Origin of the sequence: Streptomyces sp. NPDC102278 (assembly GCF_044766345.1) — a bacterium.
GTDB lineage: Bacteria > Actinomycetota > Actinomycetes > Streptomycetales > Streptomycetaceae > Streptomyces.
Map to the genome: position 1 here is coordinate 228,794 of NZ_JBIWLV010000009.1, position 17,389 is coordinate 246,182.

General features: G+C 72.8%; 11 protein-coding genes and 1 pseudogene. 6 read left to right on the plus strand and 6 right to left on the minus strand.

Annotation, left to right across the window (positions count from 1 at the left end):
- Positions 1 to 3 precede the first annotated feature (3 nt).
- A complete protein-coding gene (locus ACIRO3_RS22660; RefSeq protein WP_404139481.1) occupies positions 4 to 1,134 on the minus strand; it encodes an LLM class flavin-dependent oxidoreductase in 1,131 nt (376 codons plus the stop codon).
- Positions 1,135 to 1,256: 122 nt separating this feature from the next.
- Here ACIRO3_RS22660 and ACIRO3_RS22665 point away from each other — a divergent pair, with 122 nt between their 5' ends.
- The 4 genes and pseudogenes from ACIRO3_RS22665 (at position 1,257) to ACIRO3_RS22680 (ending at position 3,389) form a co-directional block, all read left to right on the plus strand.
- Positions 1,257 to 1,844 (plus strand): PadR family transcriptional regulator, encoded by a 588-nt coding sequence (locus ACIRO3_RS22665; protein WP_404139484.1) that lies wholly within the window; start codon positions 1,257 to 1,259, stop codon positions 1,842 to 1,844.
- Positions 1,845 to 1,854: 10 nt separating this feature from the next.
- Positions 1,855 to 2,100 (plus strand): annotated as a pseudogene (locus ACIRO3_RS22670) (acyl-CoA dehydrogenase); the annotation flags it as partial.
- The gene (locus ACIRO3_RS22675) at positions 2,097 to 2,825 is read left to right on the plus strand and encodes a VWA domain-containing protein (protein ID WP_404139487.1); all 729 of its coding nucleotides are present in this window, start codon (positions 2,097 to 2,099) and stop codon (positions 2,823 to 2,825) included. The pseudogene ACIRO3_RS22670 and the gene ACIRO3_RS22675, both read left to right, overlap by 4 nt.
- A gap of 36 nt (positions 2,826 to 2,861) precedes the next feature.
- On the plus strand, positions 2,862 to 3,389 hold the full coding sequence (locus ACIRO3_RS22680) for a pyridoxamine 5'-phosphate oxidase family protein (protein ID WP_404139490.1): 528 nt from the start codon (positions 2,862 to 2,864) through the stop codon (positions 3,387 to 3,389).
- Between the two features lie 8 nt (positions 3,390 to 3,397).
- Here the strand turns inward: ACIRO3_RS22680 and ACIRO3_RS22685 are convergent, their stop codons facing one another.
- Both ACIRO3_RS22685 and ACIRO3_RS22690 read right to left on the minus strand, forming a co-directional pair.
- A complete protein-coding gene (locus ACIRO3_RS22685) occupies positions 3,398 to 4,690 on the minus strand; it encodes a glycoside hydrolase domain-containing protein (protein WP_404139493.1) in 1,293 nt (430 codons plus the stop codon).
- A 399-nt stretch (positions 4,691 to 5,089) separates the two neighbouring features.
- The gene (locus ACIRO3_RS22690) at positions 5,090 to 5,773 is read right to left on the minus strand and encodes a hypothetical protein (protein ID WP_404139496.1); all 684 of its coding nucleotides are present in this window, start codon (positions 5,771 to 5,773) and stop codon (positions 5,090 to 5,092) included.
- A gap of 146 nt (positions 5,774 to 5,919) precedes the next feature.
- On the opposite strand from ACIRO3_RS22690, the gene ACIRO3_RS22695 reads away from it, so the two are divergent.
- Entirely contained in the window at positions 5,920 to 8,847 is a 2,928-nt protein-coding gene (locus ACIRO3_RS22695; protein WP_404139498.1) for an AAA family ATPase, read from the plus strand.
- Between the two features lie 139 nt (positions 8,848 to 8,986).
- Here the strand turns inward: ACIRO3_RS22695 and ACIRO3_RS22700 are convergent, their stop codons facing one another.
- The 3 genes from ACIRO3_RS22700 to ACIRO3_RS22710 all read right to left on the minus strand — a co-directional run bounded on the left by ACIRO3_RS22700 (position 8,987) and on the right by ACIRO3_RS22710 (position 16,119).
- Positions 8,987 to 10,447, minus strand: coding sequence for a glutamate synthase subunit beta (locus ACIRO3_RS22700; protein ID WP_361773800.1), 1,461 nt, complete (start codon positions 10,445 to 10,447; stop codon positions 8,987 to 8,989).
- A complete protein-coding gene (gene gltB, locus ACIRO3_RS22705) occupies positions 10,440 to 15,050 on the minus strand; it encodes a glutamate synthase large subunit (RefSeq protein WP_404139501.1) in 4,611 nt (1,536 codons plus the stop codon). Before gltB ends, ACIRO3_RS22700 begins: the two co-directional genes overlap by 8 nt.
- 337 nt (positions 15,051 to 15,387) lie before the next feature.
- The gene (locus tag ACIRO3_RS22710; protein WP_361773806.1) at positions 15,388 to 16,119 is read right to left on the minus strand and encodes a VIT1/CCC1 transporter family protein; all 732 of its coding nucleotides are present in this window, start codon (positions 16,117 to 16,119) and stop codon (positions 15,388 to 15,390) included.
- A 258-nt stretch (positions 16,120 to 16,377) separates the two neighbouring features.
- Here ACIRO3_RS22710 and ACIRO3_RS22715 point away from each other — a divergent pair, with 258 nt between their 5' ends.
- Entirely contained in the window at positions 16,378 to 17,364 is a 987-nt protein-coding gene (locus ACIRO3_RS22715; RefSeq protein WP_361773809.1) for an ADP-ribosylglycohydrolase family protein, read from the plus strand.
- Positions 17,365 to 17,389: the final 25 nt, after the last annotated feature.

Consider the following 17,389-nt stretch of genomic DNA (forward strand, 5'->3'; position numbering starts at 1 on the left):
GGTTCAGCCCTCCAGGGCACGGAAGTGCGGGATGACCTTCTCGCCCCACTGGCGGATGGTCTCCATGCACGCCTCCTGGGGGACCGTGCCCATCTGGATGAGGCACGTCACCTCGTCGACCCCGGTCTCGCGCAGCTGTTCCACGTAGGCGATGGCGGTGTCGGCGCTGCCGTAGGCGTGGTCGGCGTTGTAGGTGCCGGTGTCCACGGGGCGGGCCGGGATGTGGGCCTCGTGCAACGTGGCGACCAGTTCCTCGCGGCCCTTCGCCAGGGCGGCCACGTGGTCCGCGGCGCCGTCCTCCTCGGCGTAGCCGGTGGGCGCGGGGGCGTTGCCGTACCAGTGTGCGATCGACTCGGCGAAGAAGCGCCGGCCGCGCGTGCCCAGGCGCAGGGCCCGCTCCGCGTCGTCGAGGACGATGGTCGGGCAGAGGGCGCAGAAGTGGTCGTTGACCTCACTGGAGACGAGGCGCTCGCCGGTGCGGCCGGCGATGACCTCGTCGTAGACCTTGCGCATGGCGCGGACGTCGTCGGCCCCGGCGAAGCCCATCACGAGCGCCCCGGTGCCGGGTTCGGCGGCGAGCCCCAGGGTGTCGTGCTTGGAGCAGGCCATGAAGAGCGGCGGGTGGGGGTCCTGTACGGGGCGGGGCAGGATCGCGTCGGGGCCGACGTCGATGGAGCCGTGCCATTCGAACCGTTCCTCCCGCCAGGCGGCGGAGAAGATCCGCAGGGCCTCCTCCATCTGCGGGTAGGTGTCCTCGGGCCGGACCCCGTACATGGACATCTCCTGGCGGGTGGCCCCGCGTCCGGCGCCGATGTCCACGCGGCCGCCGGAGAGGACGTCGAGCATGGCGGCGCGCTCGGCGACGCGGACGGGGTGTTGGTGGCCGAAGGGCATGGTGACGACGCCGTGGCCGATGCGGATCCGCCGAGTCCGGGCGGCGATCCAGGTCAGGAAGATCTCGGAGGCGCTCATGTGCGCGTACTGGGTCAGGGCGTGGTGCTCGACCGCCCAGATCCGGTCGAAGCCCATCTCCTCGGCGTACACGGCCTGTTCGACGCAGTCGTGGATCACCTGGCGTTCGCGTTCGGGGGTGGGCTCGACGAGCTGCGCCTCGAAGATCATCGAGAACTTCACGGTGGGGTCCCTCCGTCCGGGTACTGCAGGATGGAGTACACACATTCCTATTAGGAATACTCCTAGCAGTCACACTCCATCGAGGGAAGGGGGACCGCGCGGACCGGTCGTAGACTGCGCGCGTGGCAGACGAGACGAACAAGCGCGACCTCCCCGCGACCAGCTGGGCGGTGCTCGGGCTGCTCTCCTTCGGCGAGGAGCTCTCCGGCTACGACCTGAAGAAGTGGTCGGACTGGTCGCTGCGCTTCTTCTACTGGAGCCCGTCCTTCAGCCAGATCTACAGCGAGCTGAAGCGGCTGGAGAAGGCCGGTTACGCCTCCTCTCGCCTCGTCGCCCAGGAGACCGGCACCCGCGACAAGCGCGTGTACCGGATCACCGACGAGGGCATGGCGGCCGTACGGCAATGGGCGCGCGAGGCACCGGTCGACCCGCCGGTGCTCAAGCACGGACCGATGCTCCGGCTGTGGCTGGGCCACCTGTTGGAGCCGGAGCAGATGCGCGAAGTCCTGGTCCAGCACCGGGAGTTCGCGGAGAAGATGCGCCGCCGCGCGGTGGCGGACGTGGAGGGCGCCAAGGGCGAGGCGTCCTGGGCGTACCCGACGCTGACCCTCAAGTGGGCCGAGCGGTACTACGCCTCCGAACGCGACCTGGCGGCCGCGATGCTGGACGACATCGAGGCACTCGCGGCGGGGCGCGGCACGCAGCCGTAGGTCGTCCGCCGAGGCCCCGCCGGACCTCGCCGCGGCGGCCAGGTCCGCCTGCCCGGAGGCCGGTACGTACGTGGCGGGCGAGATGATCCGGCTGCACGGCGGCATCGGCATCACCTGGGAAGACGAGGCGCACACGTTCCTCAAACGGGCCCACGGCTCGGGGCGGCTCTTCGGAGCACCGTCCGCGCAACGGGAGCGGCTGGCCGCCCGAATCGGGTTCACGGCGGCGGGTGCTGCCGTAATCTCGGCCCCATGACCGGCAGCGCGATCAGTCTCGGGAAGATGCGAGAGGCGGCTCCGGCGCTCGTCAACCTGTACAAGAGCGCCGGCATATCACTCCGCAAGCACGGACTGGAGGGAGAACGCGCCGCGGTCTACCTGGTACTGGACCGCTCCGGATCGATGAGGCCCTACTACCGCGACGGAAGCGTCCAGGCCCTGGCCGACCGGGTGCTGGGGCTGTCCGCGCACCTGGACGACGACGGGCGGGTCCCGGTGGTCTTCTTCTCCACGGAGATCGACGCCGTGGAGGAAGTCGAACTCGGCCGACACGAGGGGCGGGTCACCGCGATCGCCGACAGCCTGGGCCACATGGGCCAGACGGCCTACCACCTGGCGATGGACGGGGTGATCGACCACTACCTGGAGTCCGGCGCCGGGGACCCCGCGCTGGTCGTGTTCCAGACGGACGGCGGACCGATCAACAAGGCCTTGGCGGAGCGGTACCTCTGCAAGGCCGCCCGGCTCCCGCTGTTCTGGCAGTTCGTCGGTTTCGGCAACACCCGCAGTACCCAGTTCGACTTCCTGCGCCGCCTCGACGAACTCCCCGTCCCCTCGAAGCGGGTCGTCGACAACGCGGGCTACTTCCACGCCGGCGAGGACCCGCGCCGGGTCCCCGACGACGTGCTGTACGACCGGCTGGTCGCGGAGTTCCCGTCCTGGCTCGCGGCGGCCCGGGAGGCCGGCATCGTGCGCGTCTGAGCGGCGGCGCCGCGCGATCCGCGCTTGGATGGAGGGATGACGACGACGAACAACTGGGCCGTGTTCGAGGCGGCGGAGCCGCAGTTCGCGGCGGCCGTCCGGGACCGTTTCGCGCAGCACCCGCACCATGTCCTCGGCACCCTCCGCAAGGACGGTTCGCCCCGGCTGGCCGGACTGAACGTGGACATCCGCGGCGGGGAGCTGTGGCTCGGCATGATGGCCGGCTCCATGAAGGCCAGGGACCTCCAGCGCGACCCCCGGTTCGCCCTGCACTCCAATCCGGGTCCCGGCGAGGAGATGGAGGGCGGGGACGTGCGGATCTCCGGGCGGGCGCTGGAGCTGGTGGATCCGCCGGAGCTCCACCGGTACGCGGAGGAGACCGAGACCCCGCATCCCTTCCACCTCTTCCACGCCGACCTGACGGAGATCGTGCGGATCACCGTCGAGGGCGACGACCTGGTGGTGCGGACGTGGACCCCGGAGCACGGCGTCCGCACCCTGCGCCGGGGCAACGACGACGAACCGCCGCGCGAGGACCCGGCCGGGGGCCCCTCGGACGGCTGAGACGCCCGTCAGGCCAGGGGGCCGATCCCGAGCGTCCCGGGAACGACGAGGAGCCGGGGATCGACGTCGATCCAACTGCGGTCGATGTTGATCGTCACCCCGCCGTACGTGGCGTCGTGACCGCCGCGGAACTGGTGGGCCCGGCGCGGGCCCGCCCACTTGGTCGTCCCGGTGGGCAGGCCCAGGTCGGCGTCCGAGACGGACGCCGAGAGGTTCCAGCGGGCCACCCACAGCACGTCCGGCATGGCCTGCGGCGCCTGGTGGTGGTGCGCGCTCAGCGCCGGCACCCCGGAGGCCGCGTGCACGTAGGCCGCCGACTTGTAGCCCAGCTCGTGCAGCCGCACCGTCCAGGCGGTGAGGTAGGCCACGACCGGGGCGTCCCAGGTGGCCCGGTCGGTGTAGTGCTCCAGGTCGTTGTAGAGGAGCGTGCCCGGGCCCAGGCCCAGTGACCGCGCCGCGTCGGCGGCGCCCTCGGCGGCGGCGAGGCCCTGGTCGTTGGCCCGGGAGGGGTCGGTGGACAGCCCGGTGGTGTTGCTGCGCCAGGGCTGCGGGCCCACCCAGATCGGCATCAGGTGCCAGCCGGCCTCGGTCTGCTTGTGGATCCAGCCGGAGGTCAGTCGCGGCTGGGCGCAGGCCCGGGCCGGGCCGCCGATGTACACGCCGACCGCGCCGAAGGGCGAACCCTGCCGCCAGGCGTTCATCGCGGACTGGGTCGGGGCGGTGCAGGCGTCGAAGCCGAGGCCGGTGAAGGGTTCCTGGGCGGTACGGGGCGCCGGCAGGGCGGCGGCCACGGCGTCGACCTTGGCCTCGGGGGCGCCGGCGGGCGTGCGGCGGGCCCGTTCCAGGAGGCCGCGTACCGCGTCGGGTCCGGTGCCGTACGAGACGGTGGCCATCACCCCGGGCCCCCGCAGGGCGTACCGCAGTTCGTTGCTGTCGCCCTCGGTCCGCGGCAGCGGGACCCCCGGGTTCGCCCTCAGGGTCGGGACGTCCGCGCGCGGCGGGGCCCCGTCGAGGGGCTCCAGGTGCAGGGTGTCGGCGCGGGTGACGGCGGCCCGGCCGGTGCATTCGGCCTGGGTCCCGGCGTGGCCGAGGTACAGCGTGGGCCGGTCGAGGCGCAGGCAGGCGTCGGGGGTCCGGTCGAGGTCGACGACCCGCCAGTCGGCGGGGACGGTGAGCCGCAGCCCTCGGTAGTCGACGGTGCGTCCTTCGCCGGCGGTGCCGGTGACGGCGACCGCGGCGTGGGCGGGCAGGAGCAGGGCGGCGCCCAGCAGACAGCGCAGCAGCAGCATTCGGGAGGGCATGGGGCCACAGTTACCAGACGGCGACGCCCCTCAACTGCGGCGGAACGCGGCGCACATGGGCCGTACGGCCTACGGCCGGGTCCTCGGGGGCCGGCGGCGCCCCTCCCCCGGATCCGGCCCCGCCGAACCCCTGAACGGCGTCCGGCCCGCGCGCCGCGGGACCGGCGCTCCCGCGGCCCCCGCGGCGCGTCACCCGCACGAGCGAACCGGGCCCGGCCCCGTCACGGCGGGCGGTACGAGGCCCCTCCACCGCGGCCGGCACGGCGCCCCGTCACGGCGGGCGGTACCGCCCCCCCAGCGGTACCGCCCGTCGTGTTTCCCCGCTCCCCCGCCGAGGAAGCGGCCCTGTGGCCCGGCGGTCGGCGCACACCCCCACGGCGCGCCGTCCCCCGGGCCGGCTCAGCAGCCCCCTACGCCGGCCGGCGGCTGGAAGACCCCGTCGAGGGCGCGGTCCGCGGGGAGCACGACCAGCGTCCAGTCGATCGGGGAGTCGGCGCCGGGGAGCCGGAGTTGGTCCGGCAGGTCGTCCTCGGTGATCTCGTCACCGACGTACAGGACGGACAGCGTGCCCCCGCACCCCTGCGGTGGCGGGGGGACGCTCCCCGGGGCGAATCCGTCGCGCGGCCCGACCTTGACGATCACGGTGTTGATGGGCGTGTACGAGAACGAGAAGCCCGGCCTGTCCTCGGCCCGGGTCATGTCGACGCGGAAGTGGCCGACCTTCACCTCCACCACCTCGCAGGGCCGTTTGCCGTCCTTCAGGCTCAGGTACACCCCGGTGTCCGTCATGAACAGGGCGCTGTAGTCCGGGCGGTCCTTGCTCCGGAGGGCCTTGAGGTAGCCGGCCTTCTCCTGCGCGCCCATGCCGGAGGTGACCGTGCACGTCGGTGTCGGCGAGGGGGTCGGGGTGGGCGTGGGTGTCGGGGTGGGCGTGGGAGCGGCGGTGGAGGGCGTCGCCGTACCGGGCACGAGCGGATCGGACGGCAGGGACCGGGTCGGTCCCTGGCCCGCGCAGCCCGCGAGCGCGAGCGCCAGCGCGGGAACGGTCAGGAGCGGCACCACGAGTACGCGTGATCGACGCATGCGGCCTCCTCGTCAGACACGGCCGGAGTGGTTCCGAGCGTGACAGCCCGCCCGCGACCCCACATCCGTGGAACCACCTACGTAGGGCGGCCGCAGGGGAGACAATCCGGGTGTACCGGTCCGGGCCGGCGTCGACTCGGGGGCTGATGATGCGCAGGACTCCACTGGTCGGCCGGGCCGCCGAACTCCGGCACCTGGTCGAGGTGCTCGACGGCGGCGCCCCCGGCGTCGTCGACCTCACGGGCGCCGCGGGGATCGGCAAGAGCCGACTGCTGACGGAGCTGTGCGCGCGGGCCGCCGACCGGGGCATGACCGTACTGCGCGGCCGGGCGGCCGAGTTCGAGCGGCACATCCCCTTCGGGGTGTTCACCGACGCCTTCACCGACCTCGACGCCGGGCCACCGCACGGGCCGGACGCCGAGGCCGCCGCTCCCGTCCTGTACGGGGTGGGCGCCGGCGGGGTGGGCGCCGGCCGGGTGGGCGCCGGCGGGGTGGGCGCCGGCGGGGTGGGTGCGGACGCCGAACGGTTCGCCGTGCACCGGGCGGCCGGGCGGCTGCTCACCCGCCTGGGCCGCGGCGGACCGGGCCTGCTCATCGCCCTCGACGACCTCCACTGGGCGGACCCGGCCTCGCTGGAGCTGCTCGACCACCTCGTGCGGCACCCCCCGCGCACCCCGGTGGTCATCGCCGTGGCCCGGCGGGACCGGCAGACCTCTCCCTCGCTGGCCGCCGCCCTCACCCGCGGCGTGGACACCGCCGCCGTGCTGCGCCTGGACCTCGGACCGCTCCCCGAGGAGGCCTGCGTCGCGCAGCTCGCGCCCGACCTCGTACCCGGCCTGGCGCCCGCCCGGGCCGCCCGGCTGTACGCCGCCAGCGAGGGCAACCCGCTGTACTTCCTGGCCCTGCTCCAGGGGCAGACCGGCGCGGCCGTCCCCGACGGCGGACTCGCCGCGCTGCTCCTCGACGAACTGACCCCGCTCACCGCCGCGCAGCGGCGTACCGCCGAGGCCGTCGCCGTACTCGGGGACCAGGCCACGGCGCCGTTGCTGGCGTTGATCGCGGCCGTGCCCGACGCGGCCCGGCTCGACGCCGACCTGGCCGTGCTGGCCCGCCGCGACCTGCTGCGGCCCGGGCCGGGCGACAGCTGGTCGCTGCGCCATCCCGTGCTGCGGACCGTGATCCACGAGAACACCGAGCACCGGCGTCGTACCGGCATGCACCGGCGGGCGGCCGAGGCGCTGGCCGGGGCCGGCGCCTCGGCCGCCGTGCGCGCCCAGCACGTGGAGCGGGCCCTCGCCGCCCGCTGGGACCCCGAACTCGCGGCCGTGCTGCTGGACGCGGCCGAGCAGTCCGCGACGACGGCCCCCGCGAGTTGCGCGCACTGGCTGGAGGTGGTGCTGCGGGTGCTCCCGGACACGCCCGACAACGCCGTGCGGCGGCGGGAGTTGCGGCTGCGCAGGGCCCGGGCGTTGAGTGTCTGCGGCGCGTTGCGTGAGAGCCGGGACCTGCTGCACGAGGTGATCGCCGAGGTGCCGGACGCGGACGCGGGCGAGGCGGGCGGGGTGCGCACGGCGGCCGTCACCCTGTGCGCCTCGATGGAACGCCACCTGGGGCACTACCCGGCCGCCGTGTCGCTGCTGCGTCGCGAGCTGTCCCGCACTCCCGCGCCCGGCCCGGCCGACGCGGTGGCACTCGGCATGGAGCTCGGCTCGTCCGCCCCGCACGCTTCGGCCTACCCGACGGTGCGGGCGGACGTACAGCGGACCTTCGAGCTGGCCCGGACCCTCGGCGACGAGCCGGCCGCGGCCACGGCGCTGGCGATCGCCGCGCTCGGCGAGGCGTACGAGGGGAACCTGGCGGCCGCCCGGGAGTTCACCGACCGCGCGGGGGCCCGGGTGGACGCACTGACCGACCGGGACCTCGCCGACCTGTGCGAACCGCTGGCGCGGCTGGGCTGGGCCGAGTTCTACCTGGAGCGGTACGCCGACGCGGAACGGCACGCCGACCGGGGGCTGACCATCGCCCGGCGCAGCGGTCCCCTGCACCTGCTGCCGCACCTGCTGCTCTGCAAGGCGATCGTCCACATGACCACCTGCCGGCTGGTGTCGGCGCTGGAACTGGTCGACGAGGCCGAGAGCATCGCCCGCGGGATCGGGAGCGACGAACTGCTCGCGCTCGTCCTGTCGAACAAGGCGCAGGTGCTGATCGCCGCGCTGCCGCCCGGCGACCGGACCTCGCTGACCGTCGCCGAGGAGGCCGTGGCCGCGGCCGGCCCCCGGACCAGTTGGTGGGCCTCGCTGGCGTGGTGCGTCCTGAGCTACGCCGCGCTGCACGGGGGTGATCCCCGGCGGGCCCGGTCCGCGATGCTGCGGGCCGGCGGCGGACCGGACCTGACCGGGCTCCAGCCGTCGATGCGGCCGCTGTTCCTGGAGGCCCTGGTCACCGCCGCCGTATCCGAGGGCGACCTGTCCGCCGCCGGGACGTGGGCCGCCCGGGCCCGCCGGGACGCGGACCTGCTCGACCTGCCCGCTCAGCGGGCCGCGGCGCTGCGCTGTGCGGGTCAGGTCCTGGCGGCCCGGGGCGACGCGGTCGGGGCGGCCGGGTCCTTCCTGCGGGCCGCCGAGGAGGCCGGACGCTCGGGCGCCACCCTGTGGGAGGCCCTGTCGCTGCTGCTCGGGGCCTCCCTCACCGGTGACCCGGCGGCTGCCGCGCCCCTGTGGGAACAGGGCCACCGGCTGGCCGCGGCGGGCGGGGCCGGGCTGCTGACGGGCCTCGCGGACCTGGCCCGCCCCCCGACGCCCGAGCCGCCGCCGGTCCCCGCGCCGGCCCCCGGCCCGGCCCCGGTTCCCCCCGCGTCCCCGCCCGCCGGCGGCCCGCGCTTCCCCGCCCTCACCCGGCGCGAGCAGCAGATCGCCGCCCTGGTCGCGGAGGGCCTCACCACCCCGGCGATCGCCGCCCGCCTGCGCCTGAGCCCGCGCACGGTGGACACCCACCTGTCGCACATCTTCCACAAGACGGGCGTCACCAGCCGCTCGGCCCTGGCAGCCCTGACAGCCCGCTCGACCCCCCGCTGAGTCCGCCCCCGAACGCCACAGCGCCCGCCATCCCTGGTCGGGGACATGGCGGGCGCGGTGTCGGGTTTCCGCACGTCGTTGTACGGGCCGTATGAGGGGTCCTTCCCCGGGAAGCCCGGGGGAAGGGGCACCGTCGGTGTTACACGGTGATGGAACGGTCCGTCGGCTTGACCGGGTACGGCAGGGCGCTCGCGCCCGTCAGGAAGCGGTCCACGCCGCGGGCGGCCGAGCGGCCCTCCGCGATGGCCCAGACGATGAGCGACTGGCCGCGGCCCGCGTCGCCGGCGACGAAGACGCCGCCCACGTTGGTCGCGTACGAGGCGTCGCGCTCGATGTTGCCGCGCGCGTCGAGGGCCAGGCCGAACTGCTGGACCAGGCCGTTCTCCTGGTCGGTGCCGGTGAAGCCCATGGCGAGGGTGACCAGTTGCGCCGGGAGGACGCGTTCGGTGCCCGCCTTCTGGACGAGCTTGCCGTCCTCGAAGGCGACCTCGACGAGGTGCAGGGACTGGACGTTGCCGTCCTCGTCGCCCTCGAAGTGGGTGGTGGAGACGGAGTAGACCCGCTCGCCGCCCTCCTCGTGCGCCGAGGTGACCTTGTACAGCATCGGGAAGGTCGGCCAGGGCTGGTTGGGGTTCCGCTCCTCGCCCGGCTTGGGCATGATCTCCAGCTGCGTGACCGAGGCCGCGCCCTGGCGGTGGGCGGTGCCCACGCAGTCCGCGCCGGTGTCGCCGCCGCCGATGACGACGACGTGCTTGCCCTCGGCGGTGATCGGCGGGGCGAGGAAGTCGCCCTCCTGCACCTTGTTGGAGAGCGGCAGGTACTCCATCGCGAAGTGGATGCCCTTGAGTTCGCGCCCCGGGACCGGCAGGTCGCGGGAGACGGTGGCGCCGGCGGCGACGACGACCGCGTCGAACCGCTTGCGCAGGTCGGTGGCCGTGATGTCCCGGCCGACCTCGATGCCCGTACGGAACTTGGTGCCCTCCGCGCGCATCTGCTCGATGCGGCGGTTGATGTGCACCTTCTCCATCTTGAACTCGGGGATGCCGTAGCGCAGCAGGCCGCCGACGCGGTCGGCGCGCTCGTACACCACCACGGTGTGCCCGGCCCGGGTCAGCTGCTGGGCCGCGGCGAGACCCGCCGGGCCGGAGCCGATGACGGCGGCCGTCTTGCCGGACAGGCGCTCCGGCGGCTGGGGGGTGACGTCGCCGTTGTCCCAGGCCTTGTCGATGATCGAGACTTCGACGTTCTTGATCGTGACGGCGGGCTGGTTGATGCCGAGCACGCACGCCGACTCACAGGGCGCGGGGCACAGCCGCCCGGTGAACTCCGGGAAGTTGTTCGTGGCGTGCAGGCGTTCGGACGCCGCCGACCAGTCCTCGCGGTACGCGAAGTCGTTCCACTCCGGGATCAGGTTCCCCAGCGGGCAGCCGTTGTGGCAGAACGGGATACCGCAGTCCATGCAGCGGCCGGCCTGCTTGCTGATGATCGGGAGCAGTGAGCCCGGGACGTAGACCTCGTTCCAGTCCTTGAGCCGGTCGGCCACGGGACGGGAACAGGCGGTCTCGCGCGGGGTGGTGAGGAAGCCCTTCGGGTCAGCCACTGATCGCCGCCTCCATCATCTTCTCAGTGGTCTCGGACTCCGAGAGTCCGGCCAGCTCAGCGGCGTCCTTGGCGGCGAGCACTGCCTTGTACGTGGTCGGGATGATCTTGCTGAAGCGGTCCACCGCGACGGACCAGCCGGCCAGGAGCTTCGCGGCCACGGTCGAGCCGGTCTCCTCCTCGTGGCGACGCACCACGTCGTGCAGCCACTGCTTGTCGGTGTCGGAGAGGACGGTCTCGACGGCGCCGGCGTTGCCGACGTTGACGTTGTTCGGGTCGAGGTCGATGACGTACGCGACGCCGCCCGACATGCCGGCCGCGAAGTTGCGGCCCGTCTCGCCGAGGACGACGGCCTGGCCGCCGGTCATGTACTCGCAGCCGTGGTCGCCCACGCCCTCCGAGACGACCAGGGCGCCGGAGTTGCGGACGCAGAAGCGCTCGCCGGTGCGGCCGCGCAGGAACATCTCGCCGCCGGTGGCCCCGTAGCCGATGGTGTTGCCGGCGATGGTGGAGTACTCGGCGAGGTGGTCGGCGCCGCGGTCCGGGCGGACCACGACACGGCCGCCGGAGAGGCCCTTGCCGACGTAGTCGTTGGCGTCGCCCTCCAGGCGCAGCGTCACGCCGCGCGGCAGGAAGGCGCCGAAGGACTGGCCGGCCGAACCGGTGAAGGTCAGGTCGATGGTGTTGTCGGGCAGGCCCGCTCCACCGAACTTCTTGGTGACCTCGTGGCCGAGCATGGTGCCGACGGTCCGGTTGATGTTGCGGATCGCGACCTGGGCGCGGACCGGCTGGGCCGCTTCGGCCGTGGCGGCGTTCAGCGCGTCGCCGGCGAGCTTGATCAGCTCGTTGTCGAGCGCCTTCTCCAGGCCGTGGTCCTGCTCGATCAGGGCGTGGCGGACCGCGCCCTCGGGGAGCTGGGGCACGTGGAAGAGGGGCTCCAGGTCGAGGCCCTGGGCCTTCCAGTGCGTGACGGCCTTGCTGGTGTCGAGGAGCTCGGCGTGGCCGACGGCCTCCTCGATGGTGCGGAAGCCCAGCTCGGCGAGGATCTCGCGCACCTCCTCCGCGATGAACTCGAAGAAGTTGACGACGAACTCGGGCTTGCCGGAGAAGCGCCCGCGCAGGACCGGGTTCTGGGTGGCGATGCCGACGGGGCAGGTGTCCAGGTGGCAGACGCGCATCATGACGCAGCCGGAGACGACGAGCGGCGCGGTCGCGAAACCGAACTCCTCGGCGCCGAGCAGCGCGGCGATGACCACGTCGCGGCCGGTCTTGAGCTGGCCGTCCGTCTGGACCACGATGCGGTCGCGCAGCCCGTTGAGCAGCAGGGTCTGCTGGGTCTCGGCGAGGCCGAGCTCCCAGGGGCCGCCCGCGTGCTTGAGCGAGGTGAGCGGCGAGGCGCCCGTTCCGCCGTCGTGGCCGGAGATGAGGACGACGTCCGCGTGGGCCTTGGAGACGCCCGCGGCGACCGTTCCGACACCGACCTCGGAGACCAGCTTCACGTGGATGCGGGCCGCCGGGTTGGCGTTCTTGAGGTCGTGGATCAGCTGAGCCAGGTCCTCGATGGAGTAGATGTCGTGGTGCGGGGGCGGGGAGATCAGGCCGACGCCCGGGGTGGAGTGCCGGGTCTTTGCGACCCACGGGTAGACCTTGTGGCCGGGCAGCTGGCCGCCCTCGCCGGGCTTGGCGCCCTGCGCCATCTTGATCTGGATGTCGTCCGCGTTGACCAGGTACTCGCTGGTGACGCCGAAGCGGCCGGAGGCGACCTGCTTGATGGACGAGCGGCGCGCCGGGTCGTACAGGCGGTCCGGGTCCTCGCCGCCCTCACCGGTGTTGGACTTGCCGCCCAACTGGTTCATGGCGATGGCGAGGGTCTCGTGCGCCTCCTTGGAGATGGAGCCGTACGACATGGCGCCGGTGGAGAACCGCTTGACGATGTCGGCGACGGACTCGACCTCGTCGACGGGGATCGACGGGCGGTCCCCCGCCTCGCCGGTCTTGAACCCGAAGAGGCCGCGGAGCGTCATCAGGCGCTCGGACTGCTCGTTCACCCGGTCGGTGTACTGCTTGAAGATGTCGTACCGGCGATTGCGCGTGGCGTGCTGGAGGCGGAAGACCGTGTCCGGGTCGAACAGGTGCGGCTCGCCCTCGCGGCGCCACTGGTACTCGCCGCCGATCTCCAGCGCGCGGTGCGTGGCGGCGATGCCGGAGACCGGGTACGCCTTGGCGTGGCGCGCGGCCACCTCCTTGGCGACGACGTCCAGGCCGGCGCCGCCGATCTTGGTGGCGGTGCCGCCGAAGTAGGTGTCGACGAACTCCTGGTCGAGGCCGACGGCCTCGAAGACCTGGGCGCCGCGGTAGGAGGCGACCGTGGAGATGCCCATCTTGGACATGACCTTCAGGACGCCCTTGCCGAGCGCGTAGATCAGGTTCTTGATGGCCTGCTCCGGCTCCAGGCCGGACAGGAAGGTGCCGGCGCGCAGCAGGTCCTCGACGGACTCCATGGCGAGGTACGGGTTGACGGCGGCGGCGCCGTAGCCGATGAGCAGCGCGACGTGGTGGACCTCGCGGACGTCGCCGGCCTCGACCAGCAGACCCACCTGGGTGCGCTGCTTGGTGGCGATGAGGTGGTGGTGCACGGCGGCGGTGAGCAGCAGCGACGGGATCGGCGCGTGCTCGGCGTCCGAGTGACGGTCCGAGAGGACGATCAGGTGGGCGCCGTTCTCGATGGCCGCGTCGACCTCGCCGCGGATCTCCTCCAGGCGGGCGGCGAGTGCCTCGCCGCCGCCGGAGACCCGGTAGAGGCCGGAGAGCGTGGCGGCCTTCATGCCCGGCATGTCGCCGTCGGCGTTGACGTGTATCAGCTTGGCGAGCTCGTCGTTGTCGATCACCGGGAAGGGCAGGGTGACGCTGCGACAGGACGCGGCGGTCGGCTCCAGCAGGTTGCCCTGCGGGCCCACCGAGGACAGCAGCGAGGTGACGAGCTCCTCGCGGATCGCGTCCAGCGGCGGGTTGGTGACCTGCGCGAAGAGCTGCGTGAAGTAGTCGAAGAGCAGCCGGGGGCGCTCGGACAGGGCCGCGATCGGGGAGTCCGTGCCCATGGAGCCGAGCGGCTCGCCGGCCGTGCGGGCCATCGGCGCGAGGATGATGCGCAGCTCTTCCTCGGTGTAGCCGAAGGTCTGCTGGCGGCGGGTGACCGAGGCGTGGGTGTGGACGATGTGCTCGCGCTCGGGAAGGTCTTCGAGCTCGATCTCGCCGGTTTCCAGCCATTCGGCGTAGGGGGCGGCGCCGGCCAGCTCGGCCTTGATCTCGTCGTCCTCGATGATCCGCTTCTGGGCGGTGTCGACGAGGAACATCTTGCCGGGCTGCAGGCGGCCCTTGCGGACGACCTTGGCCGGGTCGATGTCGAGCACGCCGACCTCGGAGCCGAGGACGACGAGGCCGTCGTCGGTGACCCAGTAGCGGCCGGGGCGCAGACCGTTGCGGTCGAGGACCGCGCCGACCTGGGTGCCGTCGGTGAAGGTGACGCAGGCCGGGCCGTCCCAGGGCTCCATCATCGTGGAGTGGTACTGGTAGAACGCGCGGCGGGCCGGGTCCATGGACGCGTGGTTCTCCCACGCCTCCGGGATCATCATCAGCACGCTGTGCGGGAGCGACCGGCCGCCGAGGTGGAGCAGCTCCAGGACCTCGTCGAAGGAGGCCGAGTCGGAGGCGTCGGGGGTGCAGATCGGGAAGATCCGGTCGAGGTCGCCCTCGCCGAAGACGTCCGAGGCGAGCTGGGACTCGCGGGCCTTCATCCAGTTCCGGTTGCCCTTGACCGTGTTGATCTCGCCGTTGTGCGCGACGAAGCGGTACGGGTGGGCGAGCGGCCAGGACGGGAAGGTGTTCGTCGAGAACCGGGAGTGGACCAGGGCGAGCGTCGACGCGAAGCGACGGTCGGACAGGTCGGGGAAGAAGGGCTCCAGCTGGCCGGTGGTCAGCATGCCCTTGTAGACGAGGGTGCGGGCGGAGAGCGACGGGAAGTACACCCCGGCCTCGCGCTCGGCACGCTTGCGCAGCACGAAGGCCTTGCGGTCCAGCTCGATGCCGCTCGCCCCGTTGCTCACGAACAGCTGCGAGAAGGAGGGCATGGTGGCGCGGGCGCCGTTGCCGAGCAGGTCCGGGGTGACCGGGACCTCGCGCCAGCCGAGGACCGTGAGGTTCTCCTCGACGGCGATGGCCTCGATGCGTTCCACGGCGACGGCCTGTGCGGTGCCGTCGGCGGGGAGGAAGGCGATGCCGACGGCGTACGCGCCGGCCTCGGGGAGCTCGAAACCGGCCACCTCGCGCAGGAACGCGTCCGGCACCTGGGACAGGATCCCCGCGCCGTCGCCCGAGTCGGGCTCGGAGCCGGTGGCGCCGCGGTGTTCGAGGTTCCGCAATACGGTCAGCGCCTGCTCGACCAGCGTGTGACTGGCCTCGCCGCTGAGGTTGGCCACAAAGCCGACGCCGCAGGCGTCGTGCTCGTTGCGCGGGTCGTACATGCCCTGCTGGGCGGGGCGACCGTCCATGGGCGACCAGGCGGTGGTGCTGAGGCCGGTCGCGGAGTGCGTGGATGCGGAACGCATCGGCTCTCCCGTCGTCGTCGTGGCATATGTGCATGGCCGAGGGACGACGTTGGCCCTCTGCAAAATTTCGTGCAGGTTACATGATGACGGCAATCCCGAGAAGCGGATATCGCATTCCAACATGCGGACATGCCCGAAGGGGGAGAAGGGACCTGCTGGGAGGCCTCTTGGATCTCATGAACATCTGCGGACGCGTCACGGGCCGCGGCTGGTCCCGGCACGGAGCGGGCACCATTGCCCGACGCCCTGTCCTGATGCCCCGCGGACACGGAATCGAAACCGCCGGGTAACGGACTACTTATGTTGTGTACCGCATAGTGTCTCACTCTCGCGCCGGTTAGCCTACGGCGCCGCCGATCCAGGTTCCCAGGATGTACGTCACACCGGCGGCCGCGCCACCCAGGACGAGCTGCCGCAGTCCGCTGTACCACCAGGAGCGGGCGGTGACCCGGGAAACGACCGCGCCGCAGGCGAAGAGCCCGATCAGCGCGAGCAGGACGGCCGGCCACAGGGCGGTCGCGCCGAGCAGGTAGGGCAGTACGGGAAGCAGCGCGCCCAGCGCGAACGAGCCGAAGGACGACACCGCCGCGACCAGCGGCGAGGGCAGGTCGTCGGGGTCGATGCCCAGCTCCTCGCGGGCGTGTATCTCCAGCGCCTGCTCCGGGTCGCGGGACAGCTGCATCGCCACCTCGCGGGCCAGGGCCGGGGCGACGCCGCGCGAGACGTAGAGCTCGGCCAGCTCCTCCATCTCGTCGATCGGGTGCTTGCGCAGCTGCTGACGTTCCACGTCGAGCTCCGCCAGGACCAGCTCGCGCTGCGAGGCGACCGAGGTGTATTCGCCGGCCGCCATCGAGAAGGCGCCGGCGGCCAGACCGGCGAGCCCCGTGATGACGATCGTCTGCGGGGCGACCGCGCCGCCCGCCACTCCGGTCATCAGCGCGATGTTGGAGACCAGTCCGTCCATCGCCCCGAACACGGCCGGCCGCAGCCATCCGCCGTTGACGTCACGGTGGGTGTGGTTGTCGCGGTGGGCGGTGTGAAGCGGTGCTTCGGTGTCGATGATGGACATGCGGTGAATCTCCCCTTTTCCTGCGAATGGGCGCGCGCGGGCGACGCGCAGAAACCCACTCCCCCTGAACACCTCGAAACTACGCACGATTTTGGCTCTCCGCCGGCAAGGAAGGCCGTACTTACCTGCGGTTTCGTGGGCCGGCGACCGGGTGACGGGGGCGCCCGGGTGGTGTTTCGCGGCGAGCGACAAACCACATGCCATGGCACAAATCCCCCAAGGGCTCATCATGAGTCCCATCAAGTGGAGAGGCGCGCCATGGAGCTGATTGCATGCAATCCGCAGGTCCTCCTCGAACGAGCCAGGGGCGCTCTTCTGGGGCTCGCGGTGGGTGACGCGCTGGGCGCCCCGGCGGAGAACATGAAGCCTTCGCAGATCCGGGCGAAGTGGGGTCGGATCGAGGGCTTCGTGTCCGATGACCCGGCGGGCACGGACGACACCGAGTACGCGATCTTCTCGGGCCTGCTGCTGGCCCGGCACGGCTCCGCGCTGACCGTGGCCCACGTCGAGCGGGCGTGGCACCACTGGATCGCCGACCTGGACGAGGGCCCCTTCCGGGGAGCCGGCTTCTCCGAACGCGGCACCCTGGAGAACCTCCGCCGGGGGCTCGCGGCCCCCATCTCGGCGCAACACCGGCACGCCTGGTCGGACGGGCTGGCCATGCGCGCGGCCCCGTTCGGCGTCTTCGCCGCGGGCCGGCCCGCGGAGGCGGCCCGGCTGGTGGCCATCGACGGCTCGGTGAGCCACGACGGGGAGGGCATCTACGGGGGCCAGGCCGTCGCCGCGGGCGTCGCGGCGGCCATGGCCGGCGGCTCGCCCGCCTCCGTGGTCTCGGCGGCCCTGTCCGTCATCCCGTCCGACTCCTGGACGGCCCGCTCCCTGCGCCGGGCCGTCACCGCCGCCCCGCGCGGCGAACGGGCGGTGCGCTCGGCGGTGGTCATCGGCGGCTATCCGTGGACGGACCTGGCCCCCGAGGCGGTGGGGTTGGCGTTCGGCGCCTTCGCCGCCTGCCGCGGGGACTTCACCGGCTCCGTCCTGACGGCCGTGAACATGGGCCGGGACGCCGACACCACGGCCGCCGTGGCGGGGGCCCTGGCCGGCGCGATGTCCGGCATCCCCTCCATCCCCGCCGACTGGGCGGCGGCCATCGGCCCGGTCCGGGGCAGTTGCCTCCCCTCGATGCGCGGCTACCACGTCCTGGACATCGCGGACCTCCTCACCCCGGAAGCCGAGACCCCCCGATGAGCCCTTCCCCCTACACCCCGGACGC